We start from the raw sequence: 24,967 nt of genomic DNA, 5'->3' as shown, positions 1-24,967 counted from the left end.
TGGTCCTTGCGTTGAATCGATTCACACGATACTGATTTTGCAACCGGTTGCAAATACATTGTTCGGAGCCGTTGCAGATGCCTGAAATCGGAATTGGAATTATTGGCGGCGGCTATATGGGCAAAGCTCATTCAGTCGCGATGTCAGCCGTTGGCGCAGTGTTCAACACCGCCTTGCGGCCACGACTTGAGATGATTTGTGCGTCCACGCCCGAAAGCGCCGAGCGATACCGCGCGGCTTACGGCTTTCGTCGCGCGACCTCGGATTGGTCTATGCTGGTCAATGATCCGGCAGTTGATGCCGTCGTGATTGCCTCGCCTCAAACAACGCACAGACAGATTGCAGAGGCCGCATTAGCCTTGGGCAAGCCTGTGTTGTGTGAAAAACCCCTCGGATCTTCTTTGGATGATGGGCGCGCAATGGTTGCCATGGCCGAGGCCAAGGGCGTCACCAATATGGTCGGGTTCAACTACGTCAGAACGCCCGCAACACAGTTTGCCCGTCAGTTGATAGCCAACGGTGAATTGGGGGACATAACCTGGTTTCGCGGCGAGCATACTGAGGACTTCTATGCCGACCCCGACGCTCCGGCTACATGGCGAACGTCCGGAATGGCCAACGGCACAATTGGGGATCTTGCCCCACATATGGTCAACGGTGCTTTGGCCCTGATCGGTCCGATTGTCGAGGTTATGGCCGAAGTGGAAACGGTTCATAGTGAACGCCCAGGCGGCACCGTTACCAATGATGACCACGCCCAGATAATGTGCCGGTTTGCCGGTGGTGCGATGGGTAATATCTATGTCAGCCGCATCGCGACGGGGCGAAAGATGGGCTATGCCTATGAAATTACAGGCACCAAAGGCGCAATCCGGTTCGATCAGGAAGATCAGAACGCCCTGTGGCTCTATCGGCGCGAAGGACCAGAGGAAGAAAGGGGTTTCACTAAGATCCTGACGGGCCCGGCGCACCCCGATTATGAGCCTTTCTGTCAGGGCCCCGGTCATGGAACAGGTTATCAGGACCAGATCATCATTGAGGCCAAAGATTTTCTTGAGGCCATTCACACTGGCAAATCAATCTGGCCCACATTCCGAGATGGGCATGAGGTCAACTGCGTCCTTGCTGCGGCGCTAAAGTCGTCAGAGCAGCGGCAGTGGCAGGACGTCAGCACTGTCTGAACACAAAAACTAAGAGATCATCTAAGAGAGACGAGAACCATGGCAAAGCTGAAATGGGGCATGATTGGTGGTGGTGAAGGCAGTCAGATCGGACCCGCACACCGGTTAGGAGCGTTGGCGGATGGGATGTTTGAATTCGCTGCGGGTGCTTTGGATCACCGACCCGATGTTGGGCGGGAATATGCGCAAAGACTTGGCGTGGCGACGGATCGCGCCTATGGCGACTGGCAGGAAATGCTGGCCGGGGAAAAGGACCGTCCCGACCGGGTTGATCTGGTGACAATCGCCACTCCGAACTCCACCCACTTTGAGATTGCCAAAACGTTCCTTGAAGCCGGGTTCAATGTGCTTTGCGAAAAGCCAATGACAATGACCGTGGAAGAGGGCCAAGAGATCGTTCGCGTCGCAGAGGCCTCGGGCAAGATTTGTGCCGTGAACTATTGCTATTCCGCTTATCCGATGGTGCGCCAGGCGCGCGCGATGGTTCGCGCCGGGGATATTGGCAAGGTTCGCCTAGTTGTGACGAATTTCAGCCATGGCCACCATGGCGACGCGACTGACGCCGATAACCCTCGGGTGCGGTGGCGCTATGATCCAGCGATGGCCGGCGTGTCTGGCCAGTTCGCAGATTGCGGTATCCATGCGCTGCACATGGCCAGCTTCATCAGTGACGATGAAGTCAAAACCTTGTCTGCAGATATGGCGTCTACGATTTCAAGCCGCGAACTTGAGGACGACGCCATGGTCAATTTCCGGACCGAAGGCGGTGCTGTCGGGCGGTTGTGGACCTCATCGGTGGCAATTGGGCGTCAGCACGGGTTTGACATTCAGGTCTTTGGCGAAACCGGAGGTCTTCGCTGGACGTCCGAGCAGCCCAATCAATTGATCTATACGCCTGTAGGTGGCCGCACGCAGATCATCGAAAAAGGCGAAGGCGGTCTTCACGATGATGCGCAAAGATTGTCCCGTGTGGCGATCGCCCATCCCGAAGGGTTCCCGCTGGCCGTCGCCAACATCTATTGCGATCTTGCCGATGCTATTCGCGGAGAGGCGCGTGATGGTCTGCCGACACCTGCCGACGGAGTGCGGTCGATTGCAGCCGTGCATGCCGCAGTGACTTCGGCGAAAAATGACGGGGCATGGACGGACGCGCGCCCGCCAATGTTTCGCTGATCAGGATCGGGGTCGCAGTGTGCCCCGCTCGATCACACGGCAGGGGAAAATACGGGCCTCGGGGTAACGCTCGGGGTCTTTCAACATCTCTTCGACCAGATCGACGGATGCGGTAATGATTTGCTTGATCGGCTGATGAATCGTCGTCAGGTCCACGCTTTCCCAGCGCGACATCTCCATGTCGTTCAGGCCGATGATGCCGATATCTTTACCCGGTTTCAGCCCGTGATCGGACAATGCGGACAGGGCGCCTATGGACAAAATATCGTCGCCGCAAAAGTATCCCTCTGCAGGGCCTTCCGCCAATTGTTGAAGCATTTCTTCTCGCCCGGCTTCAAATGAATAGGCGCCTGCGAAGCAATGCGTCACTTCGAGTCCCGGGTGCCTTTCTACTTCTTCCATGAAACCGCGATACCGATCCATCGCCGATGTCGCATCTTTTGGGCCGCCCAGATAGCCGATTCGACGATACCCCCGCGACGACAGCTCGCGCGCGGCCATGCGCCCGCATTCAACGTTGTCTATGCCTACAACATGCACCTCTGGCGACGTCGCTGATCGACCGAAAGTGTGCACAACCGGAACACCTGCATCGTGGAACGCCTTGGCAAAGCTGGGCGGCAAGGTAGATGAGGCGACGATGGCAGCATCCACAGAATACTGCCGCAGCATCCGGACCGAGTTTGTCGGCTCGGTTTCATCGGTCAGGTTCACGATCAGCGGACGCAGGCCGCGTTCCTGCAGGGCGCGGGTGAACTGGTCAAAGACTTCAAGAAAAATGGGGTTGTGGAAGTTGTTGGAAATCAGCCCGATCAATTTGGTGCGTCCGGTTGTCAGCGAAGAAGCCAAGGCATTCGGGCTGTACCCCAGTTCGGCCGCAGCCTTTTCCACCTTGCTACGTGTCTTTGGTGAGACGGATGCGCCTTCGGTAAAGGTCCGCGATACGGCAGAGCGAGATACACCGGCCAGTGCGGCCACTTCTTTGAGGGTCACACTCATGGCTGGCACCGATAGGTTCGGGGGTGGCTTTCAGTTAAATTCATGGGAAAATACTACGCCTTATTGCGTCAGGTTTGCAATCGGTTGCAACGCTGCGCTGAAAAGACGTTGGGTTCCTTGCAAAGGGGCATGCCAGGGCTTTGGCACTCGGACTTGGTTGCAATCTGTAGATCCAGACGCTGTATCGAAGGGGTTTAGGCAGGCGCATCGCACTTAAAGACCCTGACATTGCGTGGCCAGCAACCTGAGAATACCCCTTTCCCGACCTCATTGAAGCAGTGACCATTCAAGACGGTTATCTCCGCACACTTCAGCCCGAACGCGCATTGCCCCGCTTTTGGTGGGCACAGTGACGATTGTGCCTGCTTTGACTGGTGACAAGGGTGTTGTCGTCCATCGCAGTCTTTGTTCAGGGGTAACATGTTTAAGAGGGCGCTGCAGGCTGGGTTCTTCGTAAAAAACGGGGCGGTGAGGTGCATAAACGTTCAGGGACGTCATCTTGTAGGCAGTGAACACATCAAACGGCTTACTCTGTTTTATGGCCGCCCGCATGGAATACCGCCACGCATCCAAACCTGCTGGTGACACATAGAGAATAGCTACTGCGCCGGCCATAGAATGCAGCCTCAGCCAATTACTGTTCTCAGTCGAAGCGAGTGCAAGGTTGTAATACGCGCGGTGGCTGAAACGTTGAACATAGCGACGTGTCCAGGGAAAGCAGCCGAAGGGCGAAACCCCCAAATAAACAACGTCCGCATCTTTTGGAATTTCAGGAATGGTCAGGTCTTCGGTCGACGCGGAGACATCATCCTCCAGAACCAATGCCGGGAGCGTTTTGATTGTCTCAAGCGCTGCAAGGTGGGCGCGGGCGCAGTTTAAGGCATGGCTTTGTCCGGCGCTGCCTTCTGAAAATGAAAAACTGATGTCGTGCCTGTTCATCAAGTTGGTCATATGAAGCCGTCTGCTATTGTTATCGGGTAAATTGATGACCCGGCAGTCTGCGACGATTGCGCTCAACTTTTTCATTTTGGTGTCCGTCAGCTGCGCCACGCAATTCGCGCAGCCCATGAATGATCGTGGATCGGGGGTTTCAAGATGCTTGAGCATCGGCTCTGTTGCAATCGTTGCTTTGGCCTATGCATGGCATGGAACATGGGCCTGAATCTGCCTGACAACGACTGTCAGGCAAGAGACAAAGTTGGGCTGTTCTTGCATAGCTCGGACGCCTGCCAAAACAGGACGTCCTCAAAATCCTGAAGCGCCTGAGATTTCTCCTGCGTTGCGGGGTACAACAAACCAAAGGTCATCCAGCGCTCTGGTGCGATTGGAACCAGGGCCAGACGTTCTTTTGTTTCCTGTGCTGCGACCAACTCGTCAGCAATGGTTATACCGGCGCCTTCCGCGACAAGCGAACAGGCAAGCTGGGACGCCGCGACTTCGCAGGTATGTCTGGGATTGACGCCCGCAGACCGGAAGATGTCATCAAGCTGTTCGCGTAATAGAAGCCCGTTCATCAGTCGAATGACCGGCTCGCGGGCGAGATCAGTGGCGGTTACCGACTTGCGATCAGACAATGCATGCGCAACAGGCAAAACAGCCTGCGCCCGGACCCGCAGCAGGGGTTTTGTCCTGACGCCCGGATGCTCGACCGGCAATGCTCCGATGCCGATGTCATATTCACGTCCGGCAAGCCATTTGCTGGCCTCACGTCGTGCCCGGATGTCCAGAGTTACGTTTGTATCAGGGTGGGCTTGCAAAAACATCGCAAGTGCAGGCGCCGAAATTGCCCGTGCGATACGCGGCATCGTGACCACGCGCAGTGTTTCCGTACGTCCGGCTTTAATCTCTGCAGCGATGCGGGGCACTTCATCAAGGTTGTCCAAGATACGCCCGGCTTCGCGGTAGAATGCCATCCCTTCGCGTGTCGGAGTCAAGTTGCGGCCGCTGCGGTCAAACAGGGTCAGGCCCAATTCTGCCTCAAGCCCGGAAATCAGTCGGCTGATTGCAGGCTGACTCAGGTGCAGAATTTCAGATGCAGCAACCAGCGTTCCTTCGGAAAGGGTGGCACGAAAGGCGCGAAGGGCTTTGATATTCATCAGGTGGACTCTTTACTAATTTGCAAGATAAGATAACATCTTTGCATTTTTATTAACACTGAATTTAAGCTAATTTTGATCGCATCTTAGGGAGGATGCTATGAAGCGTAGAACAATTCTCACTGCTGTTCTTGCGGCAGTAACCGTGACTGCAACGGCAACGGCAAGTTTCGCAGCCGACTGGCCGAAACGTCCGATCAACCTGGTTGTTCCTTACAAAGCCGGCGGTGGTACAGACGCTTATGCCCGCGCTATTTCGGCAGCAGCCGAAGGCATTCTGGATGTTCCAGTTGTCGTCGTGAACAAACCCGGCTCGGGCGGTCTGAATGGTGCGAACTCGGTCGTGGGTGCACGCCCTGACGGCTATACATTGATGATGACTTCGGGCGGTTCGTTCCTGTTGTCGACCATGACACGTGACACCGATATCGATGCACTGGACAGCTTTGAGTTTGTTGCTCAGGTCGGTCAGCTGCAAACGTCGCTGATGGTGCCGCTGAACAGCCCGTTCGAGTCCGTTCAGGACGTGATCGACGCGGCCAAAGCCAACCCCGGTCAATTGCGTTGGGCCCATTCGGGTCGCGGAGGCTTCCACCACGTTGGTGGCATGGGCTTCCTGGCCAGTAACGGCATCGAAGCACAGGACGTCCCGTTCAAAGGTGGCGGACCAACCCGTGCTGCACTGATCGGTGAACAGGCCGACTTTGGTTTCCTGGGTGTTCAGCAGCTGGCAGGGTTTGAAGAGCAGCTTCGCGCCTTGGCCGTCAACAGCCAGGAACGCGATGGCATCATGAAAGATGTGCCTGCATTTGGCGAGCTGGGCATCCCGTTTGCCGCTGTATCTTCGCCGGTAATCGTTTTCGCTCCGAAGGGCACACCGGCCGAGGTCGTTGCCGCGATGGAAACCGCGCTGGAGCAGATCGCCGCGAAACCTGAATTTGCCGAACTGCTGGCCTCGCGCGGAACAGGCCCGGTCTATCAGAATGGTGCGGACGCAAAAACAACGCTGTCCGCCATGAAAGAGGACGCCGCTCCCCTGGTCGAAAGTCTGACCAACTAAAGTCCTCGGGGCCGGGTGGATATTCTTCCCCCGGCCTTTTTGTATCTAACGCAATCAGGGAGGAACGATATGCGCGCCTATGCAGAAGGCCTTGTGCTTGCCCTTATTTCCATCGTTGCCATTTGGGGCGCCTGGCAAGTGCCAGCAGCTTCGCCGGGGGATACCTGGGCTGGCATCGTACCATTTTCAGCATCCATCGCACTGCTGTTTCTGTCCGGCCTGTTACTGTTAGGCGCCGTCCGTCAACCGGCTGGCGATACCGGTCAAGAACAGGATAACGGCGCAACCCTGCAGATCATCGGCCTGTTCATCATTGCCCTAATCTATCAGCAGTCATTCCGCTGGTTTGGTTATCTTTTGCCAACAGCGATCGCTGCGCCGGTCGTTTTGTACTTCTTCGGAGTTCGCAGCTGGATCGGTCTGGCGGTTTCCGTCGTTCTGTGCCCGTTGATCTTCCACCTCATCTTTTTTGTGCTGCTTGGTGTGTACCCGCCTTATGGCGAGGTCTTTGACCTGCTCAGCTGGATACAGGGGTAAATCGTCATGGAAATTTTCCCCGCACTTCTTTCGGTCATAACCGACCCCAGTTTGCTGTTTGCCATCGTGCTGGCCGCAGCTGTGGGCATGGTCGTTGGGGCCACGCCCGGTCTGACCGCATCGGCAGCGATTGCCATGCTGCTGCCCATCACCTTTTACATGTCGCCACTATTCGCGCTCGCCTTCCTGTATGTGATCGGTAAATCCGGTCGCTATGGCGGATCGATCGCGGCAATTCTGTTCAACACGCCGGGCACTGCAGCCAGTGCCGCGACACAGATTGACGGTTATCCCCTTGCGCGCGCTGGGCAGGCTGGAAAGGCGATGAAGGTCGCGACCATATCATCAGTCATCGGTGACCTCATGGGGGATATCCTGCTGGTCGTCGGTGTCGGTTTCATTGCGGCTATTGCCCTTAAGCTTGGCCCGCCAGAAACCTTTGCGATCTACTTTGCAGCCTTCGTGGTCATCGGTTCGGTCATCGGCAGCTCAATCGTCAAAGGATTGGCATCTGCCCTGATGGGTATTTTGATCGCCATGGTCGGATTGGACCCAATCTCAAGCGAAGAGCGCTATACGTTTGGCTCGTTCGACCTGTCCAACGGGATTGGCCTTGTGCCCCTGATGATCGGTGTATTCGTTTTGGGAGAGGTCTTTGCCCAGTTGGAAACGCGCCGCAAGGCAACCGGTGAAACCAAAGAAAATGAAAGCACGGAAGACGGCAACAGCCTGACATGGGAAGAGTACAAACCTTGCTTGCCTCATGCGTTCCGTGGAGGCTTCATCGGTGCAGGTATCGGTGTGCTGCCAGGTCTGGGTTCGGCTATTGCGGCGTTCATTTCGTACGGTGAAGGCAAACGCCGCGCCAAAAACCCCGAGAAGTGGGGCAAGGGCGCGCTGGAAGGTGTCGCAGCACCCGAAGCTGCAAACAACGCGGTGTCCGGTCCGTCGATGGCCCCGCTGCTGACGCTGGGCATCCCGGGTTCGACAATTGGTGCGATCCTTTTGGGTGTTTTCCTGATCCACGGCATCCAGGTCGGACCAACCCTGTTCCTGACCGACAAAGAGCTGGTCTACAAACTGTTCGCCTGCGGGATGTTGGGTATCGTGGCCTATGGTCTGATCGGTTACTTCGGTGCCACTCAGGTTGCGCGAATTATCCTGAAGATCCCGACCAATGTCCTGTACCCGCTGATCTTCCTGACCGCGTTTGTCGCAGCTTATTCTGCACGTGGATCAATGTTTGACGTCACAGTCATGACTTGCGCGGGCTTTGCCGGATGGCTGATGCGGAAATACGACTTCAACGTTGCGGCATTTGTCATTTCGTTCGTGCTGGCCAAAGGTGCTGAAGAGACATTCCGTCAGTCGTTGCTGATGTCGGAGGGTGGCGCCCTGATCTTCGTTGAACGTCCGATCGCTTTGGCCTTCCTGGTCATCGGCGCAGGGGCAATTGCCTACCGTATCCGCGGGATCATGAAAGAGCGCAAGATCGCGAAGGGAGCATTAGAAGATGCTTGAGCACTCCCTCTATCGCGACTGCTTTTCCAGCGCCGATATGCGGTCCGTCTGGTCGGAACACGCCACGATCTCGGCCTGGTTGAAGGTTGAACAGACACTGGCCCGTCACCAGGCGTTGGAAAGCCTGATCCCGCAAGAGGCTGCAGATGCGTTGGATGCGGTGTCAGTCTGCAATCTGGACACCGAGCGTTTGCACGAAGACATGATGCTTGTCGGGCGCCCGATCGTTGGTCTTGTCGAACAATTGCGAAGGCAGGTCGGTGAGCACGCGACACAGGTGCACTACAGGGCGACAACGCAGGACATTATGGACACCGCTCTGGCCCTGCAAATGAAGATCGGTCTGGAGCACATCCAGACCGGACTGCAAAGACTGACCACCGCTATTGAGCAACACATCGATCAGCTTGGTGATACTATCATGATCGGTCGCACGAATGGACAGCATGCCTTGCCTATTCGGGCTGAAACCAAACTGACCGTCTGGAAAGTTGAACTGCAGCGGCGTGCACAAGCGTTGGAAGAAGCGGGCGTTCGCGGTTTGAATGCCCAGATTGGTGGCCCCGTTGGCGATCTGCGCGGTTATGAAAACGGGACAGGACATCGCATCAAGGAAGGCGTTGCGGCCACTTTGGGTCTGAATGTAGTCGAACCCCATTGGCAAAACGCCCGTGACGGACTTGCCGATGTTGTAACTGCGTTGGGAGGGTTGTGTGCGACGCTGTGCAAGATCTCGCATAACGTCAATCTGTTGTCCTCATCGGAAATTTCCGAATGGTCCGAGGTACATGAAGCCGGTAAGGGTGCGTCGTCGGCCATGGCGCACAAACAGAACCAGCGCGCGTCAGAATTCGGAGAGGCCGTCGCCCGGCTTGGCCGACAGCGGGCCGAACAGATCGGCGAATTCACCACCCATCAACACGAACGTTCGGGTGGTATGTGGATCGGCGAATGGATCGTCATCCCAGAGACGTTCTTGCTGACTTCGGGCGCTTTGTCATGGGTCGAAACGATTTTTGCGAACCTGGTTGTGGATTCTGAATCCATGTCCCGCAAAGTTTCCGACTTTGAGTATGGCACGGCTGAGAAAACGCACTAAAGCGATATGACTGGTCATATCACCGCTCGTTTTCCGAGCGGTGATTGACGATGCGGGATAAGATCACTGGGTCCTGCGCCTGAACTGCGGTTTTCGCTTTTCCAGAAAGGCATTCATGCCTTCTTGTTGGGCCGGCAATCCATAAAGCGCGTGATACATCTGCCGCTCGAACCGCACACCCGATTCAAGTGTGCTCTGGTCGGCCATGTTTACGCAGGTGCGCGCCATACTGACGATATCGTCAGCATAGTCCGCAATGGTTTCGGCCACCTCTTGCGCGGTGTTCAAAAGGGAGTCCTGTGGGACAACCCGACTGATCAGGCCCATCTGCAGGGCCTCTGACGCGTCGATCATGCGCCCGGTCAGGATCATGTCCATAGCTCTGGCACGGCCGATCAGCCGTGTAAGCCGCTGCGTGCCACCAATGCCGGGAATGCAGCCGATTTTGATTTCGGGCTGGCCGAATTTCGCGGTGTCCGCGGCCAGAATGACGTCACACATCAGGGCAACTTCACATCCACCGCCCAGGGCATAGCCACTGACCGCTGCCACCTTGGGCAGGCGAAGCGCCGCAAACCTATCCCATTCGGCAAAGTAGTCACTTGCCTGCATTGTCGCGTAGTTTTGCACCGCAAGCTCGCCAATATCTGCTCCGGCAGCAAAGGCCCGGTCACTACCTGTTAGGATCAGGCAGCCGATGCCGGAGTCCTTATCGAAGTCGGTGGCGGCGGTCAGGACTTCGTTCATGAGTTGCGTGTTCAGCGCGTTTAGCTGATCGGGACGGTTGAAGCGGATCGTTGCGACCCGCCCCCGTGTTTCGGTTTCGATAGTCTCAAACATGCTCAGCTATCCCAAATTGCGCCATAGGCGGGAATGCCCAGGCTTTCCATGTCATGCACAACCTTGCGGGTCAGCTTTTGGTTCGAGATCACGATGACTGCCTCAGCCCCACTTTCGCGAACGGCTTGCATGGCTAGGGCCGACAGAATGGGTTTGCCGTCTTTGTCCGTGTCCCAGATCAAGGGCTGCTCGGTGTTGGCCTCGATCTCATCCACCAGTGCGTCACCATAGGTTTTGCGCGGGCTGCGGGTGGACCAGATCAGGCGGTTTGGCACCTCTTTAGCCAGCAGATGCGGCAGGATTGGTCCTATGCCTGAACCGGTGCCCACATACACCACCTTTTTGAACAGCACTTCGATCCGCGCGACACCGGATGTGGTGATGCCCTTGACCCAAACCTTCTTGGGCGGATTGTCGATAAAACGCCCGGTCCAGTCCCCGGCGCGGCTGATGGCCAATCGATAGCCTGAACGGTCCGGAGCGGGGATATTGGCGAATGAGTGATACTCGCCAAACGGGGTGTGGCTGATCGCGTTCGAGCTGCCGGGGAACGGAGTATCCCCATAGTCGAAATGCGCAACTACCGCATGGTTTGACGGCTTTTCAATCCTGATATCGACGCGTTTCAGTGTCAGCCACGGCGACAGGATCGACACGGTGATCAGGCAGAGCATCCAGAAGGCTGGGCTGTGCAACAACATGCCCCCCATGTCATTTGTGATCGAGATCGTCTGCGCCCAAAACAATCCTAAAACCGCCCAGCCGACAAAGCGGTGCGTTTTCTCGAACGCATTGTGAAACCGCGCGCGGATAGGGCCGAGGGCCGAAATCACCATCAATGTCATCAAGACAACCATTGTCGCGCTCAGGCCCAGTGTCAGGTTTGAGGGTAGGGTGGCTCCGTTGGCGCGATTCCAAATTATCGCAAACAGAAGAAAGCCGAACCAGATGGTCCCAGTGACGGTGCCGCCGGAATGCAACCCGCCAAAGTGGAACACCTTGCCGGCCCCCCAACGGATCCAAAGTGGCCATGATGTGGGAATGCGTGTGGCCAGCCAGAACAGGGCGTTGACCACTCGTTGTTGCCGGATCAGGATGCCGAGGCTGAGGTTGATCAGCGCCATATCCGCAATCGGGCCGAGCGTGAACGCGTTATCTGCGAACCAAGTCCCATCGCGCAATCCAAACCCAAAGGCGGCCAGATTCACCAATGCAACAAGCATCACCAGGCGGCGGTATTCCATCAGGGCCGGGTGGCGGGTCACCCGTCGCCAATTCAGGCCGCCTGTGTCTAGATTTGTCGTCTGCGTCGTCATCAGTTCAACTCCGCACCAGTTTTCGCGATATGGTTGCGCGCCAAATCCAGCAAAAGACGCTTGTCCAACTTGCCGCGCGGAGTGCGGGGCAGCGCGTCCATCGGGACCACAACGGCGGGGCTGCAGTAGTATGGCAGGCGATCCGAGACGGATTGCGCCGCCTGCTTGGGGCAGGCCGACGACGGTGAGATAAAGCTGACCAGATTGCGGCTGTCATATTGCAAGGTCACCGCCTGCTGACAGCAGGGCGAGGCCTCAAGCGCAGATGTAACGCCGTCCAGCTCAACCCGAAAGCCCCGTACTTTGACTAGGTCGTCAACGCGCCCGAAATGTTCTAACTCACCGGTCTTCGTCCAGCGTCCCAGATCACGGGTGCGGAACATCATATTTCCCGGTCGAAATGGGTCGGGTCGGTAACGCTCGGCCGTCAGTTTGGGGTTGGCGAGGTAACCGGCTGTGACGCAATCGCCGCCAGCCCACATCTCGCCCTTTTCGCCGATGGGCAAAGGGCGCAGGTTGTCGTCCAGAACATAGACCGTGTTGTTCGGTGTCGGGCGCCCGATCGACAGAACCGGTTTGTCGGGGTGATGCGGTTCCGCCGTATTGATGATGGTGGTCTCGGTCGGACCACAGGAATTGTAGAAGGTGCAAAAGGAAGACCAGCGATCGGCCAGCGGGCGCGGACAGGGCTCACCTGCCACGGCAGCTGTTTTGACCTGCGCGCAACGGGTGTCGTCCAGTGCGTTCAGGATCGACGGCGTGGCGATCAGAACATCCACCTTCTCGGCCGTTTCCTGAATCGATTTGCCACGGATCACCAAAGTTGCGCCATTGGACAAAGCGCCAAGGATCTCCCACGCTGCCATGTCGAATGAGATCGACAGGATCTGTCCGACCCGCAAGCCCGGTCGCATCCCCAGATCCCCGGGGGCGGTCAGCAGGATGTTGGCCAGGTTCTGATGGCTGACCTGTACGCCGTTTGGAACGCCGGTAGTGCCGGACGTGAACAATATCATCGCCAAATCGTCGGGGCTGGCCCGATAAGCAGGGCCGGGGGCCGGGGCGTCCAGTATCGGGTCGAACATCGTCGTATCAATTGTGATCAGGGTCTGGTCTAGTCCAACGAGGATTTGATCTGCCAGTTTGCTCAGGCTGAGTATGATTTTTGCACCAGTTACATTCGCAACATGGCGTAAGGTTTCCGTCGGCGCGACACCGACATGCTGCGGAATATAAGCGGCCCCAAGCTTTATGGCGGCGACGATACCTACGACCATTTCGACCGAACGATGCAGGAACAGGCACACCGCGTCGCCGCGTTTCACGCCATGGGCGCGCATGACATTTGCCAATCGGTTCGAGGCCTCGTCCAGCGCCCGGTAGCTAAGGTTATGGTCCGCGCATTCCACCGCGGTGGCATCGGGTTGATCTCGCAACGACTGGCGCAGCGCGTCGGCGATGGTGGCATAGCGTGGCGGAACCTGCGGGCCCCAACCAAAGGATAGAAACAGCTCTTGATCTTCGGGGCTGAGCGCGTCCAACGCACCCGGCTTTTTTGTGCGGGTTAAATCGGTTTGAGATAGGGGGGGGTAGTTTGTCTGGGGATCGGTTGCGATAAGGTGCATGGCATTCTCCAGTTCAAGAAGGGGTCACACCTTAGTGATAATGGGAAAAATTCCCATTAAAGATCACATTCGATCACATTTTGAACACGAAAGCGTTGAATTCGTTAATTCTAGGAAAATGTTATCAACTACCAATCCGTGACGAGTTCCCAAATGTCGAATGATCCCAAACCTCCTCTTGAAACCGCCCTGTCTGCGTTGCTGGTCCCACTGGCGCAGGCAATGGTTGCGCATGGGGTCACGCTTGGCACCGCGACCGAAGCGCTCAAACAAGCCCTGCTGACGGCAGCTGAGCAAAGCACAGACGGAAAGCTAAGCGACAGCCGCGCCAGCCTGTTGACGGGCCTGCATCGCAAGGATGTCAAAAGGCTGCGCAACACCGACGATGATGCCCCTTTGAAACGCAGTTGTAATGCGGCGGCACTTGTCATCAGCTTTTGGTCGACGACGCCCGAATTTCTGGACGACTTGGGCGCGCCACGGCTGCTGAGCCGCAAAGGCGACGAAACTGGCCCGGGATTTGATGATTTGGTGCGGCGCGCGCGTGTGGACATGGCCCCAGGTACCGTTCTGGAAACCTTGATCGACCAAAAGAACGTGGAACAGGTCGAAAAAGGCAATCTTCGCCTATTGTCCCAAGCCTTTCTTCCTTCTGCTGGCAGCGCTGAACAGGTGGCGGCCTACGAGGCGACACTGTCTGCGCACCTTGCGGCGGCAACACAGAACCTGCTGGCCGAGCCGGATGCACCGCGAAATTTCGACCGCGCGGTTCGGTATTCTCATATGTCGCCTGAATCAATTGAAGAGTTGCGCCAATTTTCGTCAGATCGGGCGCAATCATTGTTGCTAGAAATCAATGCCCTCGCTCGCGCGTTACAGGAAAAGGACAGTGACGGCGATCACAGCGGTCGGTTTGCAATGGGCGCCTTTGTCCTGCCCTCTCCGCAAAGGGTGCCAAGTAAAAACACGAAAGAGGATGAGTAGGCATGGGTGTGTTTCTTCGTGTGCTCGCGGCGTTTTTTATGGTGTCTTGGCTGCCTGCTCCGATTCAGGCCGAAGACAAAGGTGAAACTGATCGTGAAGGTGGCATTATCGGCACCGGTATAGTGGGCACGATCACCCATCTGGGCAGCATCCATGTAAATGGGCAGCATATATTGTTCGATGGCCACATGCCGGTTGCCGACTCGGTTCCTCTGATCACTGCTGGCGAGTTGAAGCCGGGTCATACCGTTGCGGTTGTTGTAACTCAGGAAAATGGTGGGTGGCACGCCAAACACATCCGTCAGGTCCTGCCGCTGGTCGGACCAGTGTCTAGCGTGCAGGACGGCACGATATCGGTTCTTGGGACCGACGTTGCGTTTGAACGGCGGGCAGACATTCAGGTCGGCGATTGGGTCGCTATCAGCGGATTGTGGCAAGGTCAGTCAGTGCGCGCTTCACACATTGAAAAACTGACAAGCAATGGGCATCAGGCGCGGTTGTCCGGCACATATCTTGGGTCTGACACCCAGGACCGGACTGTGATCGGGGCAAGCGTTGTCAGTGGGCTTGAGCCGCAACATCTGTCGGCGGGTGATCTTGTCCGGGTCGTCGGGCAGCCAACACGCGAAGGGATCGAGGCCGAGCGTCTGGAAGTCGGACTGTTCGCCGGTGCGGTCGGCATTGTTCAGGTCCAAGGTTATTTCTCGGAACCTCAGCCCAGCGGGCTGTATACGGTGCTGGGAAGCGGTTTGATCGCCTATAGCGATCAGCCCGAAATGATAGACCCGAACACCCGTGTTATCCGCTGCGGCGATGGCGGCGGGCTGGTGAATGCAGGCAGCACAGGTGTCTTTGCACAGCTGGGATGCTGAAATGGGAACTTCGGTATTTGGCGTACGTGCGACTCCTTTGATCCGGGGGGCAGGCGGTGCCCTCGATCCAATCACGGGGTCGGATCAGCATGGATCAGGCCGGAGCATTGAAAGCACGAAAGCGTGTCAGAAATGAAACGCGAGGTGACTTGCCCCAAAGGCAAAGCTGAACTTATCGTCGCAAGTAGGATAAGCGCCCTGCGAGCAGCGCAGGGTAAAAACTCTGGGAAAGCAAGTTATCAAAAAGGTATGCCAGATGTCAGAAAGCACCCCAACGCGCTATGTCGCACTTAGCCAGGCGCAATCCGACAAATATTGGGAGGATGGGTTTCTTTTCCCGCTAACCATCTTTTCCGAAAACGAGGCCGCCGCAACCCGTGCTGAGCTTGAGCGGATAGAACAGGACTGGCTTGGCGCAGACCTGCCCTTGCCGCTGAACACTTACAAACGGGTCAATGCGCATCTGGTGATGCCGCTGGCGGCACAGGTCGCGATGAATCCTCGTGTTCTGGATGTGGTCGAAGGTGTTCTGGGGCCGGATATCATGGTCTGGTCCGCCGAGTTCTTCATCAAAGAGCCCCACACCGCCCACACCGTTGGGATGCACCAGGACTTGACCTATTGGGGGATGGGTGAAACCCCGGATCAGGTCACCGCCTGGATTGCGTTGTCGCCGGCAACGGTTGAAAGTGGGTGTATGGATTTTGTGCGCGGCAGCCACAAGAACCCGATCCTTCCCCATAAGGACACGTATTCAGACACCAATCTTCTGTCGCGCGGACAAGAGGTTGCTGTGGATGTCGCCGAGAAAGACAAGACCCACATCGAATTGGCACCAGGGCAGATGTCTCTGCATCATGGGCTGACAATCCACGGTTCGGGGCCCAATCAATCGGGTGACCGGCGTATTGGTCTTGCGATCCGCTATCTTAACCCGAATGCCAAGCAACTGGTTGCCGAGCGAGACTATGCCATGCTGGCGCGCGGTCAGGACGGCCAAAGCAATTTTGTTCATGTCGAGCCACCAACCGAGTTGTTTTCTGCTGATGCGCTTGCGCTGTACGACAGGGTTCGCAGCGATCAAAGCGCAGCGCTGGCAGAAGGTGCAAAAGGCTCAGTACCGTTATATGCGTCGTCCTGAAGCGCTTGCGCAAACGATGGTCAACTGCAGTTGAATCAAAGCCCGATCGTGGCGCAGGGTTGCATTCAGGGGTATATTGCTGTTTCTGAGGCGGCGAAAAGCAAATCAGATATTCTCGGATCGCGGCTATGACAAAAACAGCATTGGTGACTGGTATTACAGGGCAGGACGGATCTTATCTTGCTGAGCTATTGCTGGAAAAAGGGTATGAAGTCCATGGGATCAAGCGCCGTGCATCTTCGTTCAACACACAGCGCATTGACCACATTTATCAGGACCCGCATGTGCCCAATCCGCGCCTGCACCTGCATTACGGTGACCTAAGCGATACATCGAACCTGACGCGCATCATTCAAGAGGTTCAGCCGGACGAGGTGTATAACCTTGGCGCTCAGTCCCACGTGGCGGTCAGTTTTGAATCGCCCGAGTATACCGCTGATGTCGACGCGATCGGTACGTTGCGCCTGCTCGAGGCGATCCGCTTTCTGGGTCTTGAGAAAAAGACACGCTTTTATCAGGCGTCCACGTCCGAACTGTACGGATTGGTCCAAGAAACACCGCAACGCGAGACAACGCCGTTTTATCCGCGTTCCCCTTATGCGGTGGCCAAGCTGTATTCCTATTGGATTACAGTGAACTACCGCGAAGCGTATGGCATGTATGCTTGCAACGGCATCCTGTTCAATCATGAAAGCCCGCGCCGGGGCGAAACCTTTGTGACGCGCAAGATCACCCGTGGTTTGTCCAACATTGCCCAGGGTCTGGAAAGCTGCCTGTATATGGGCAACATCGACAGCCTGCGCGACTGGGGGCACGCCAAGGATTATGTCCGGATGCAATGGTTGATGCTGCAACAGGACGCCCCCGAGGATTTCGTTATTGCAACGGGTGTACAGTATTCGGTGCGTCAGTTCATCGAATGGTCCGCCGCTGAACTGGGTGTGACGCTTGAATTCTCAGGCACAGGTGTCGATGAAGTTGCCACTGTCAAGTCCGTCAAAGGCGATAGTGCACCTGCATTGAAACCTGGTGACGTGATCATGCGCATCGACCCGCAATATTTCCGCCCGGCCGAAGTCGAAACATTGCTTGGCGATCCATCGAACGCCAAAAACAAACTGGGCTGGGAGCCGGAACTGACGGTTCAGCAGATGTGCGCTGAAATGATCACCGAGGACCTGAAGACAGCCAAGCGTCATGCCTTGCTGAAACAGCATGGTTACGAATTGCCGGTCACACTGGAAAATGGCTGAGGCCGGAGGCATGCGCAAGATTTACGTCGCCGGGCATCGCGGCATGGTCGGAGGCGCAATCCTGCGTCGCTTGCAAGACCGCCAAGCATCAGGTGAGTCACTGGAGCTTGTGACACGGACTCATGCGGAACTTGATCTAACCAATCAGGCCGCTGTCGCCGATTTCATGCAGGCCGAGCGGCCGGACGTTGTCATTCTTGCAGCGGCCAAAGTCGGCGGTATCCACGCCAACAACACCTACCCAGCGGATTTCATTTACAAAAACCTGATGATTGAGTGTAACGTGATCCATCAGGCGTTTGCCGCGGGGGTCAAAAACCTGCTGCAATTGGGCAGTTCCTGCATCTATCCGCGCGCTGTGCCGCAGCCAATGCGCGAAGATGCCCTGCTGACCGGTGTGCTAGAGCCGACAAACGAACCTTACGCCGTGGCAAAGATTGCCGGAATCAAGCTGTGTGAAAGCTACAATCGGCAGCACGACGTGGACTATCGTTCCGTGATGCCGACAAACCTGTACGGACCTGGTGACAATTTTCACCCTGAAAACAGCCATGTCCTGCCCGCCCTGATCCGCCGATTTCATGAGGCACGCCGGGATGGGCTGGACGAAGTTGTCATCTGGGGCACAGGTAAGCCCCGGCGCGAGTTTCTGCATGTTGACGACATGGCTGAGGCGTCTTTGTTCGTAATGGACCTGCCCCGTGCTGCGTATGAGGCAAATACCCAACCCATGCTGAGCCATATCAACGTGGGATGTGGCGAAGATATCTCGATCGCGGAACTGGCGGCGATGGTGGCAAAGATCACCGGGTTCACCGGGCGGATTACGCAAGACGTCAGCAAGCCGGACGGTACTATGCGGAAGCTGATGGATGTTTCCCGGCTGGCCGACATGGGATGGCGCGCGACTATCGGGATCGAAGACGGGATTCGCGAAACCTATACCTGGTTTCTGGAGCAAGCCGAGGCAGAACTTCGCGCGAAGTGACCGCCCGGACAAAGACCCGGGCAGTCTGGCGGATCAGAACCAGCGGCCAATAGCTTTGGCGGTTGGTAGTAAAACCGTCGCGTCAGAAGCAGACGAAAGAACTTTGTACACGACCTGAGTTTCGGACGGTTCATCAAAGCCCATGAACCTGTTGATCGCGCCCCCACTGCCGCTGATTGCCGGGTTGGTGCCAGTAGCAAAGGCAGCCGGGAAAACCCATGTTGCAGACGAGCTCGTATACAGTGCGCCTTCGGTGTTTGTGCAGGTCGTTGCATCCAGTGAAGCGGTGCAAATCTGGGTACCATCAGCAAACCGGACGAAATCACCACCTGGTGTGGCTCCTCGCTCAATCACAGCGCCGGTCGGGGTTCCGCCACTTTGCGTGACCGCCCCCAAGAGATTTCCGGGCCCATACCCATAGTCGGCCCGCATCAGGCGGCCCGCTGTTGTGTCGTCTGCGCTATTTTGCACGGCCGTGCCTGAGGCCACCCCGGACGCTGGATCAAAGCTCAACGCCTCAAACCAATTGTTCCCATCCGGCGAGACCTTGATGGAAAAGCCCGTGCTACCGGACAGACCCATTTCTGCATGACCGGTCCAATTGGATTGAAACAACAGGGATGCGGTCTCATCGGCATTTGCCTTGTTGATCTTCAGTTGATGCCCGGCACCTTCGTGGCTTAGCAAGGTTGCCGGAGCGCGCACCGACAGACGGTTGGTCGTGTCGTGCCCAGTGGCGATTCCGATGCCTGGCAGGTTCTGCGTCGTAGTCGGGGGGTCGATCCATGCTGACCCGTCCCAAATTGTCAGACGGTTATTCTCTTGGTCCCACGCGCGCCAGCCCGATTGGGGGGCTATAAAATGCCAACCATTGTCCAACCAGGCCGCAAGGTCTCCGGCATGATCCGACCAATCGCCGATGGGTGTTGATCCAAGGGCATAAAGCTCACCCTGTGCCGGAACTGCGGGCGGGGTTGAGGCATTGGTAGACGCAACACTCAGCTGGACGATCAGATCAAGGCGTCTCAGGGCTTCGTTATGTGTGACGTGCTTTTGCGCTTGCGAAGGTTGCAGGAATGGCAGGTTCAATTTGGGCGATTTTTGGGACAAAGGGCATTCTCCGTTGGTTGTCGGATCGACAATTGCGTTGCGCGCCAGACTGCCGTGCCTCACATGAATCCCACCTGACCGGTACGAACGCTCGGTTAATGTCGTGCCAATACTTTGTCTGAGTGAAGCGCTCCAATCGCCCCTTGGGCATTTCATCCACGCCGAAAGAAAAAGGCAAACTGCAATGCCCGCAGTTTGCCCTTTAAACGATACCGTTTACCTCGTCTTCGAGGCCGTCATCCTTGGTTACTGAGCTGCCTGACCCGTAGCGACAACGTCGTGCAGGTATTTCTGCAAATCCTCTCGAAGATCATCGCGCGCCAGCGCAAAGGCGACGGTCGCCTGCAGGAAACCCGCTTTGGACCCGCAGTCAAACCGCTGTCCATCAAATTTGTACCCAAAGACCGGGACACCGTTTCTGATGTCTTCGGCGATTGCGTCCGTCAGTTGAATCTCGCCGCCACTGCCTTGCTTGTTCTGATTGAGGTTGTACAGCACCGATGGGCGCAGAATGTAACGACCGATAACCGCCAGATTGGACGGTGCTTCCTCGGGTTTCGGTTTCTCGACCATGCCGCGCGCGCGGACAACTGTCCCGATGTTATCGCCTACATCCAGAACGCCGTAAGAGCTTGTCTTTTCTGCTGGAACTTCCATGGTGGCAACCATATTGCCGCCGGTTTCTTCATAGGCTTCTATCATCTGCTGCAAGCAGGGCTTTTCCCCCGCGATGACGTCGTCGGGCAGCATTACCGCGAATGGTTCGTCTCCGATCAGGCGGCGTGCGCACCATACGGCGTGACCTAAACCCAAAGCCTTGTGTTGCCGGATATAGGCGATTGCCCCGCTTTCCATGTTGGTCGCATGTAGCGTTTCCAACAGGTCGTCTTTGCCCTTTTCCTTAAGCGTTTGTTCAAGGATTTGGTTGTGGTCAAAATAGTCCTCTAGCGCCGACTTTCCGCGGGACGTTACAAAAATGAATTCGGTAATCCCGGCCGCACGGGCTTCGTCGATTGCGTATTGAACCAGCGGGCGATCGACCAGGGTCATGATTTCCTTAGGTACCGATTTTGTCGCGGGCAGAAAGCGAGTACCAAGACCCGCAACCGGAAAAATCGCCTTTGTGACCTTACGTGCCATGCTACCTCTCAGCAAATAGTTTTGTCCGAATGAATGCGTTTTGTTGACGCCACCTCATAGTGCGCGCGGCTAGAACAATCAACGCAAATAGGCAATGCCAGCCAAGTTGGAGAAATCGTGCCACCGTTGAATTGGGAAGTCAAAATGCCTTGTTCAAGGCGGCCAAATCATAGCCTCGGTTGCGGCGCTAAATTAGTATAAAGCGCGCTTATCGGCATGTATTGGCTTCAAAAAGGAAACAATGTGGCGTCCTTGATATTGCCAGGAAGAACCTGCCCCGAATGCAAGGACTTGCTTCGGGGCAGGAAAGTTATGCCTTTGCCATGATCGCTTCGAGCGAGTCGTGCTCGGCCACAAAATGATTGGGCTTTACTTCGCTAAGTTGCGGAACATAGTCATTCTCACCAGCCGCCAAACGACTGGGCAGGAAACGCAACGCGGCTTTCGGATCCATCGGTGAGGGCAGTTCGCCGGGCAATTTCAGGCGTGTGCGACTGCGCTCTACGTCCGGGTCCGGAATTGGCACGGCCGAGATCAGCGATTTCGTGTATGGGTGGATCGGATCGGAGCAGATCACTTCTCCGTCACCCAACTCCACGATCCGGCCCAGATATAAGACCATGATCCGGTTCGACACAGCGCGTACCACGGAAAGGTCATGACTGATGAAGATCATCGACAGACCAAATTCCTGCTGCAACTCGCGCAATAGTTCCACGATCTGCGCCTGAATTGACACGTCCAATGCCGACACGGCTTCGTCACAGATGATCAGCTTGGGTTTGTTGATCATCGCCCGCGCAATGCCGACGCGCTGGTTCTGACCGCCCGAAAGCTCGTGCGGATAGCGGTTGATCATGTTGGCTTTCAGGCCAACCCGCTCCATCATTTCGGCGACCAGCTTCTTGCGTTCCCGCTCGGTCAGGTCAGGGCGATAGGTCTTCAGCGGTTCCGCAATTGAGGCCGAGATGGTCATCCGCGGATCGAGGCTGGCCAGAGGGTCCTGAAACACGATCTGCAAGTCCTTGCGGTACTTGTTCAGTTCGCGCCGTTTCAACCCGACAATAGGATGGCCCAGCCAGCTGACATTACCCGCGCTGGGTTCGATCAACTGCAGAACAGCCCGCGCCAGCGTTGACTTGCCGCAACCCGATTCGCCTACAACGCCCAATGTTTCACCCTTGCGGATGTCAAAACTAACTCCATCAACGGCTTTCAGCGGGACTTTGTGCCCGAACAATCCGCCCGAGACATGGATTGGAAAGTGCACTTTGACATCGTCGACTTTCAGCAAAGGGTCATCAACTTTATCAAGAGCCTTGGGCGCGTCGCCGGCATCAATACGGGGCATCGCTTCCAGCAATGTTCGTGTGTACTCATGCTTGGGTGCACGGAAGATTTCGCGCGTCTCACCGGCTTCGACGAATTGACCCAGACGCATGACCTGAACGCGGTCGCACATACGCGCGACGACGCCCATGTCATGTGTGATCAGGGCAATCGCCGTGCCTTCGTCCTTTTGCAGGCGTACCATCAGGTCCAAAATGTCTGCCTGAACGGTCACATCCAGCGCGGTTGTGGGTTCATCCGCAATCAACAGCTTCGGGTTACACAGCATGGACATTGCGATCATCACGCGCTGGCGCATACCGCCTGACAGTTCGTGGGGATACTGGTCCAGGCGCCGTTTGGCCTCGGGGATGCGTACACGGTCCAGCCATTCCAGGCATCGCGCCCGAGCAGCCGAACCTTGCAGCCCTTCGTGAACCTGCAGAACTTCGCGCATTTGTTGGCCAATCCGCAGGTGTGGGGTCAGGGCGGTCAGGGGATCCTGGAAGATCATGCCGACATCGTCGCCACGGATCTGGTTCAGCTTGTTCACCGGCAGGTTCAGAATTTCCTGACCGTTCAGCAAGGCGGAACCGGTTGCCTGCCCGGCAGGGGGCAGCAGGCCCATCGCGGCCATGAATGTCTGGCTTTTGCCGGACCCGCTTTCACCCACGATACCCAGGCATTCACCGGGATTGATGTCAAAACTGATGCCTTTGACGGCCTCAACAACGCCGTCGGCGGTGTTGAACTGGACGCTCAGGTCTTTTACGGAAAACAGGCTCATATCAGCGATCCTTCGGGTCCAGAGCGTCGCGCAAGCCATCACCTATGAAGAACATGGTGATGATGATTGCGACGTAGAATGTCAGTGGGAACAACAACTGCCACAGCGTGCCATAGCCCATCGTCCCGGCCCCTTCGGCGATCAATCGACCCAGTGAGGTATAGGGTTCGGAAATCCCAAGGCCGAGGAACGAGATGAAACTTTCGGTCAGGATCATTTCTGGCACCAGAAGCGAAGCATACACAATCACCACGCCAAGAAGGTTGGGCAGGATATGGCGATACATGATGGTGAATTCGCTGACCCCAGCCGCACGTGCGGCCTCGATAAACTCTCGGTTCTTCAGGGTCAGGGTTTGCCCCCGGACAATTCGTGCCATCGTCAGCCAACCAACCGCACCAAGTGCGATGAACAGCATGACGAATGATCGACCCGCGACAACCAGCAACAGGATGATGACCAGAGTTGCCGGAATGGCCAGCAGGATATCGACGAAGCGCATCATCACACCATCGGTGCGGCCTCCGATATAGCCCGCGGCAATACCGTAGCAGGTCCCAACGATCAGGGCCGTCGCGGCACCGATCAGACCCACAAGCAATGACGTTGTCGTCGCCTGAATGACACGGCTGTACAGATCACGACCCAGATCGTCGACACCGAAGAAATGTCCGGTCTCTGCGGACGGCATTCCCATGCCGCGAACATCGCCCATGACATTCCAGTCGATTTCCTCGTTGCTCCATACGGCAAAGTAAGGACCAATGATTGTGAACAACACGATCATTACCAGAATGAACAGGCTAGCCATGGCCGCCTTGTTGCGAACAAAACGCATCCGTGCGTCCTGCCAAAGTGATCGCCCCTGAATGACCGTGTAATCTGTGATGTCTTCGGCCAAGTGGGCGGCTTTTTGTGATTTACCAAGCATTGCCAGCCCCTCAGTAACGGATTTTCGGATCGAACCAGGCATAGGCCAGGTCGGTCAGCAGGTTCACCAGAACGGTCAGGACGCCATAAAGGATCGTGACCCCCAACAGCACCGCGTAGTCACGCGACAGCGCGGACCCCACATAGGCTTGCCCCAATCCGCCGGTAGAGAAATAGATGTCTACAAAGACAGAACCGGTCAGTACGTAGACGAAAACCGGGCCCAGATAGGACACCACTGGCAGCAATGTTGGTTTCAGCGCATGGCGCCAGATCACGGTTCTGGTTGGCAAACCCTTGGCGCGGGCCGTGCGGATGAAGTTCGAGTTCAGAACTTCCAGCATCGATGATCGCGTGATCCGCGCAATGGATCCCATATACGAGGTGGCAAGCGCGATAACCGGCATGATCAGATACGGCCACTGGCCGCCATTCCAGCCGCCGCCCGGCAGCCATCCGAGCCACAGAGTGAAGGTCAGGATCAGGATCGGGCCCATGATGAAGTTCGGCAGCGCCTGCGCCGCGATGCCCAGACCAACAGCGAAGTAGTCGATCCAGCTGTTGTGCTTGATCGCAGCGGCAATCCCAAGCGCGACTCCGACGGTTGTTGCGACCAGGAAGGACAGCGAACCGTAGGTCAGCGAGATCGGGAAACCCTGCGCGATGATGTCGTTCACGTCCCTGTCCTTGAATTTGAAGGACGGGCCGAAATCAAAATGCACGACGATGTTGTAGAGATAGTCCCAAAGCTGTTTCCACAGCGGCTGGTCCAATCCGTACCGCGCCTCGATATTGGCCAGGACCGCGGGCGGCAGAGGCCGTTCCGAGGTGAAGGGCCCACCTGGCGCGAAGTGCATCAAAAAGAAACTTGCAACGATCAGCAATAGGATCGTTGGGACGGCCATTAACAACCGCCGGACGATATAGGCAAGCATTTCATGCCCCCAATTATTGGCATTGCCCCGAAGAAAACTCCGGGGCAATGC

At 56.5% G+C, this 24,967-nt stretch carries 22 protein-coding genes; 11 read left to right on the top strand and 11 right to left on the bottom strand.

The window, feature by feature from the left end:
- The first annotated feature begins 77 nt into the window (after positions 1-77).
- Positions 78-1,181, top strand: coding sequence for a Gfo/Idh/MocA family protein (locus AC2FJC_RS16875; RefSeq protein WP_496740362.1), 1,104 nt, complete (start codon positions 78-80; stop codon positions 1,179-1,181).
- Positions 1,182-1,220: 39 nt separating this feature from the next.
- On the top strand, positions 1,221-2,354 hold the full coding sequence (locus AC2FJC_RS16870; protein ID WP_496740361.1) for a Gfo/Idh/MocA family protein: 1,134 nt from the start codon (positions 1,221-1,223) through the stop codon (positions 2,352-2,354).
- Here the strand turns inward: AC2FJC_RS16870 and AC2FJC_RS16865 are convergent, their stop codons facing one another.
- The 3 genes from AC2FJC_RS16865 to AC2FJC_RS16855 all read right to left on the bottom strand — a co-directional run bounded on the left by AC2FJC_RS16865 (position 2,355) and on the right by AC2FJC_RS16855 (position 5,449).
- A complete protein-coding gene (locus AC2FJC_RS16865; protein WP_496740360.1) occupies positions 2,355-3,353 on the bottom strand; it encodes a LacI family DNA-binding transcriptional regulator in 999 nt (332 codons plus the stop codon). It abuts the gene before it with no gap.
- Positions 3,354-3,620: 267 nt separating this feature from the next.
- Positions 3,621-4,379 (bottom strand): hypothetical protein, encoded by a 759-nt coding sequence (locus tag AC2FJC_RS16860; RefSeq protein ID WP_496740359.1) that lies wholly within the window; start codon positions 4,377-4,379, stop codon positions 3,621-3,623.
- A 155-nt stretch (positions 4,380-4,534) separates the two neighbouring features.
- Entirely contained in the window at positions 4,535-5,449 is a 915-nt protein-coding gene (locus AC2FJC_RS16855) for a LysR family transcriptional regulator (RefSeq protein ID WP_496740358.1), read from the bottom strand.
- A gap of 100 nt (positions 5,450-5,549) precedes the next feature.
- On the opposite strand from AC2FJC_RS16855, the gene AC2FJC_RS16850 reads away from it, so the two are divergent.
- The 4 genes from AC2FJC_RS16850 to AC2FJC_RS16835 all read left to right on the top strand — a co-directional run bounded on the left by AC2FJC_RS16850 (position 5,550) and on the right by AC2FJC_RS16835 (position 9,666).
- A complete protein-coding gene (locus AC2FJC_RS16850) occupies positions 5,550-6,509 on the top strand; it encodes a tripartite tricarboxylate transporter substrate binding protein (protein WP_282119494.1) in 960 nt (319 codons plus the stop codon).
- A 69-nt stretch (positions 6,510-6,578) separates the two neighbouring features.
- Positions 6,579-7,046: a tripartite tricarboxylate transporter TctB family protein gene (locus AC2FJC_RS16845; protein ID WP_109310957.1), complete on the top strand. Its 468-nt coding sequence runs from the start codon at positions 6,579-6,581 to the stop codon at positions 7,044-7,046.
- A 6-nt stretch (positions 7,047-7,052) separates the two neighbouring features.
- Positions 7,053-8,567 (top strand): tripartite tricarboxylate transporter permease, encoded by a 1,515-nt coding sequence (locus tag AC2FJC_RS16840; RefSeq protein WP_496740357.1) that lies wholly within the window; start codon positions 7,053-7,055, stop codon positions 8,565-8,567.
- A complete protein-coding gene (locus AC2FJC_RS16835; protein ID WP_496740356.1) occupies positions 8,560-9,666 on the top strand; it encodes a lyase family protein in 1,107 nt (368 codons plus the stop codon). The genes AC2FJC_RS16840 and AC2FJC_RS16835 overlap by 8 nt, the downstream gene beginning before the upstream one ends.
- 63 nt (positions 9,667-9,729) lie before the next feature.
- Here AC2FJC_RS16835 and AC2FJC_RS16830 read toward each other — a convergent pair whose 3' ends face one another.
- The 3 genes from AC2FJC_RS16830 to AC2FJC_RS16820 are packed head-to-tail and all read right to left on the bottom strand — an operon-like array spanning position 9,730 to position 13,447.
- A complete protein-coding gene (locus AC2FJC_RS16830) occupies positions 9,730-10,506 on the bottom strand; it encodes an enoyl-CoA hydratase-related protein (protein WP_496740355.1) in 777 nt (258 codons plus the stop codon).
- Between the two features lie 2 nt (positions 10,507-10,508).
- On the bottom strand, positions 10,509-11,822 hold the full coding sequence (locus tag AC2FJC_RS16825; RefSeq protein WP_496740354.1) for a ferric reductase-like transmembrane domain-containing protein: 1,314 nt from the start codon (positions 11,820-11,822) through the stop codon (positions 10,509-10,511).
- Complete coding sequence (locus tag AC2FJC_RS16820) at positions 11,822-13,447, bottom strand: amino acid adenylation domain-containing protein (RefSeq protein ID WP_496740353.1); 1,626 nt, start codon at positions 13,445-13,447, stop codon at positions 11,822-11,824. Before AC2FJC_RS16820 ends, AC2FJC_RS16825 begins: the two co-directional genes overlap by 1 nt.
- A 153-nt stretch (positions 13,448-13,600) precedes the next feature.
- Between AC2FJC_RS16820 and AC2FJC_RS16815 the strand changes: the two genes are divergently transcribed.
- From AC2FJC_RS16815 to fcl, 5 genes are all read left to right on the top strand, one after another.
- A complete protein-coding gene (locus AC2FJC_RS16815) occupies positions 13,601-14,431 on the top strand; it encodes a DUF6502 family protein (RefSeq protein WP_496740352.1) in 831 nt (276 codons plus the stop codon).
- Between the two features lie 2 nt (positions 14,432-14,433).
- The gene (locus AC2FJC_RS16810) at positions 14,434-15,303 is read left to right on the top strand and encodes a DUF5666 domain-containing protein (protein WP_496740351.1); all 870 of its coding nucleotides are present in this window, start codon (positions 14,434-14,436) and stop codon (positions 15,301-15,303) included.
- Between the two features lie 256 nt (positions 15,304-15,559).
- The gene (locus AC2FJC_RS16805; RefSeq protein WP_496740350.1) at positions 15,560-16,444 is read left to right on the top strand and encodes a phytanoyl-CoA dioxygenase family protein; all 885 of its coding nucleotides are present in this window, start codon (positions 15,560-15,562) and stop codon (positions 16,442-16,444) included.
- Positions 16,445-16,572: 128 nt separating this feature from the next.
- A complete protein-coding gene (gmd, locus tag AC2FJC_RS16800; protein ID WP_496740349.1) occupies positions 16,573-17,697 on the top strand; it encodes a GDP-mannose 4,6-dehydratase in 1,125 nt (374 codons plus the stop codon).
- A 10-nt stretch (positions 17,698-17,707) separates the two neighbouring features.
- A complete protein-coding gene (gene fcl / locus AC2FJC_RS16795) occupies positions 17,708-18,685 on the top strand; it encodes a GDP-L-fucose synthase (protein ID WP_496740348.1) in 978 nt (325 codons plus the stop codon).
- A 33-nt stretch (positions 18,686-18,718) separates the two neighbouring features.
- Here fcl and AC2FJC_RS16790 read toward each other — a convergent pair whose 3' ends face one another.
- The 5 genes from AC2FJC_RS16790 to oppB all read right to left on the bottom strand — a co-directional run bounded on the left by AC2FJC_RS16790 (position 18,719) and on the right by oppB (position 24,916).
- Positions 18,719-19,795, bottom strand: a complete 1,077-nt coding sequence (locus AC2FJC_RS16790; protein WP_496740347.1) for a DUF2793 domain-containing protein — start codon at positions 19,793-19,795, stop codon at positions 18,719-18,721.
- Between the two features lie 246 nt (positions 19,796-20,041).
- Positions 20,042-20,935, bottom strand: coding sequence for a UTP--glucose-1-phosphate uridylyltransferase GalU (galU, locus tag AC2FJC_RS16785; protein ID WP_496740346.1), 894 nt, complete (start codon positions 20,933-20,935; stop codon positions 20,042-20,044).
- 310 nt (positions 20,936-21,245) lie between these two features.
- Positions 21,246-23,051 (bottom strand): ABC transporter ATP-binding protein, encoded by a 1,806-nt coding sequence (locus AC2FJC_RS16780; RefSeq protein ID WP_496740345.1) that lies wholly within the window; start codon positions 23,049-23,051, stop codon positions 21,246-21,248.
- Position 23,052: 1 nt separating this feature from the next.
- Entirely contained in the window at positions 23,053-23,982 is a 930-nt protein-coding gene (locus tag AC2FJC_RS16775) for an ABC transporter permease subunit (protein ID WP_496706597.1), read from the bottom strand.
- 10 nt (positions 23,983-23,992) lie between these two features.
- Entirely contained in the window at positions 23,993-24,916 is a 924-nt protein-coding gene (gene oppB, locus AC2FJC_RS16770) for an oligopeptide ABC transporter permease OppB (protein ID WP_480793855.1), read from the bottom strand.
- Between the last annotated feature and the right edge of the window lie 51 nt (positions 24,917-24,967).

The organism is Ruegeria sp. CDSB117, assembly GCF_059611005.1.
The sequence above is the reverse complement of the archived record's forward strand: the minus strand, read 5'-3'. Positions and strand labels throughout refer to the sequence as shown.